This window comes from Streptomyces botrytidirepellens (assembly GCF_003721215.1).
In the GTDB taxonomy this organism is placed as follows: domain Bacteria; phylum Actinomycetota; class Actinomycetes; order Streptomycetales; family Streptomycetaceae; genus Streptomyces; species Streptomyces himastatinicus.
Map to the genome: position 1 here is coordinate 1 of NZ_RIBZ01000524.1, position 2478 is coordinate 2478.

Annotated in this window: 4 protein-coding genes; 2 read left to right on the forward strand and 2 right to left on the reverse strand. The window is 72.9% G+C overall.

Annotation, left to right across the window (positions count from 1 at the left end):
- Nucleotides 1-627 (reverse strand): MFS transporter (locus tag EEJ42_RS32295; RefSeq protein ID WP_123105475.1); only part of this gene is annotated, 627 nt, incomplete at its 3' end.
- Nucleotides 628-769: 142 nt separating this feature from the next.
- Nucleotides 770-1276, reverse strand: coding sequence for a metallophosphoesterase family protein (locus tag EEJ42_RS32300; RefSeq protein ID WP_123105469.1), 507 nt, complete (start codon nucleotides 1274-1276; stop codon nucleotides 770-772).
- A 65-nt stretch (nucleotides 1277-1341) separates the two neighbouring features.
- Here EEJ42_RS32300 and EEJ42_RS32305 point away from each other — a divergent pair, with 65 nt between their 5' ends.
- Nucleotides 1342-1809, forward strand: coding sequence for a nuclear transport factor 2 family protein (locus EEJ42_RS32305; RefSeq protein WP_123105471.1), 468 nt, complete (start codon nucleotides 1342-1344; stop codon nucleotides 1807-1809).
- 44 nt (nucleotides 1810-1853) lie between these two features.
- Nucleotides 1854-2396 (forward strand): tyrosine-type recombinase/integrase, encoded by a 543-nt coding sequence (locus EEJ42_RS32310; RefSeq protein ID WP_123105473.1) that lies wholly within the window; start codon nucleotides 1854-1856, stop codon nucleotides 2394-2396.
- Nucleotides 2397-2478 lie beyond the last annotated feature (82 nt).

The following is a 2478-nucleotide window of genomic DNA, read 5'->3' on the forward strand; positions in this document are numbered from 1 at the left end:
CACCGCCGCGGTCGCCGCGACCAGGCCCGTCCCGCCGACCGGGCGCGGCGCGCCCTCGTCCCCGGGTTCCGCTGCCCGCGCCGCGCACCCCGCCGCGAGCGCGGCGACCGGCACATTGAGCCAGAACACCGCGCGCCACGACACGGCCTCGGTCAGCACCCCGCCGACGAACGGCCCGCACGCCGTCGCGACGCCCCCGACGCCGATCGCCCACCCCAGGGCCCGTCCGCGCAACGCGGGCGGATAGAGGCGCGTCAGCAGGGCCAGCCCCACCGGCATGGCCACCGCGGCGCCCGCTCCCTGGACGACCCGGGCGCCCACCAGCACCGGCAGCGAGGGGCTGAGCGCACACACCAGCGACGCGCCCCCGAACACCGCGAGGCCCGCCGTGAGCAGCGCGCGCCGCCCCAGCACCTCGCCCAGCCGCCCGGCGCCCAGCATCAGCGAGGCCGCCGCCAGCAGATAGCCGCTGACCACCCACGGCAGCCCGCCGCCGGTCCCGAGGTCGCGGCCGATCCGGGGCAGCGCCGGATTCAGCGCGAAGGCGTCCAGCTGGACGCAGAACATTCCCAGCGACACGGCGGCCAGCGCCGCGCGCCGTACGGAAGCAGCGCTCCGTACCGTCATCAGTCACTCCTCATCAGCACCACGGAGGGGGACGGGACAGGGGCTGAAGAGGGAAGGGCAGAACTCGGCGCGAGGCGAGAGGAACGGGCGGAACGGGCGGACGGGTCACACCCGGGGGAAACGCCGCGAGGAGACGACGCCCTCAGCGGCGGGGCGGCAGCCGGTGCAGCTCCACGGCGCCCAGCCGACCGGCCTCGATCACGGCCGTCATGAACGTACAGTACGGCTGCCGCCGACGGTCGGTGGGGGAGCCTGGGTTGAGCAGCCGGAGCCGTCCGTCGGCCGATGTGGAATCCCACGGGATGTGGCTGTGGCCGAAGACCAGCACGTCCAGCTCCGGAAACCGCTGCGCGCAGCGCCGCTCACGCCCCTGCGCCGCGCCCGTCTCGTGCACCACCCCGAACCGCAGCCCGCCCAGCTCCGCGTACGCCACCTCCGGCAGCCGCGACCGCAGCTCGGGCCCGTCGTTGTTGCCGTACACGCCGATCAGCCGCCGCGAGCGCGCCTCCAGCAGATCGAGGGTGGCGGTGTCGACCCAGTCGCCCGCGTGGACGACCACATCGGCGCGCGCCACATGGTCCAGCAGCTCCCGCGGCAGCTCCTTGGCCCGCCGCGGAAGGTGGGTGTCCGACATCAGCACAAGACGCACGCGCCGACCGTACCGTGTGAACCGTCATCCATGGATCACCCGCACGCCTCATCGAGGGAGAGAATGTGACCGAGCGACCGCCGCTTCCGCCGTTCACCCGGGAGACCGCACTCCAGAAGGTCCGTCAGGCCGAGGACGCCTGGAATTCCCGCGACCCCGAAAAGGTCGCCCTCGCCTACTCCGTCGACTCCCGCTGGCGCAATCGCACGGAATTCCCGCACGGCCGCCCGGAAATCGTCGACTTTCTGACCCGGAAGTGGGCGAAGGAGCTGGAATACCGGCTCATCAAGGAGCTGTGGGCGTACGAGCGCAATCGCATCGCGGTGCGCTTCGCCTACGAATGCCACGACGCGTCCGGAAACTGGTTCCGCTCCTTCGGCAACGAGAACTGGCAGTTCGACGCCCACGGTCTGATGACGCAGCGCCACGCGTCCATCAACGATCTGCCCATCACGGAGGCGGACCGCAAGTTCCACTGGCCGCTCGGCCGCCGCCCCGACGACCACCCGGGCCTGAGCGATCTGGGGTTGTGAATCCTCCGGCGGCATAAATAATGTGCCAAGCGGGAGGTGAGGGTGTGACGACGGAAGCTGCCGAGGACCGGTATCCGCGTCCGGTGGTGTCGGCCGCGGAGGCGGAGTGGATCTGGCGGCTGCTGTCCGTGCAGGCCCTGGAGAACGGCGCGAAGCCGGAGACGGTACGGCTCGCGGTGATCGTGGGGCTGGCCCGGGCCAGCGGCGCCCGCTACGGCGGTCTGCTGCGCTGCACCATGGCGTCGCTCGACCTGGACGCGGGATGGGTGACCATCGAACACGGCAAGCACCGGATCCCGCGCCGCCACGGCCTGGACGCCGGCACGATCCTGGTCCTGCGCCGCTGGCTGCTGGTGCGCGAGGAGCTGTGCGCCGAACTGGAGGGCTCCGTCCCGGACGCACTGCTGCTCACCGTGCACCACACCCACGACAACGGCGTGACCGTCGCCGCCGGGCTGCCCATCACCCGGCAGGGGCTGGTGCTCTCCTGGCGCCGCTTCGTCCACCGTACGAACGCCCGGTACGCCGCGCGCCGTCCTCCGCTGCCGACCCGCTTCGAACAGGTCCGCCGGGTCTGGGACACCTGAGGCCGGTGGGGGCGGGGCCCCGTGCGGAAACCCAGGGCGGAGCCCCGGGCGGCGGCCCCGGACGGGCGCCCCGCCCCCACCG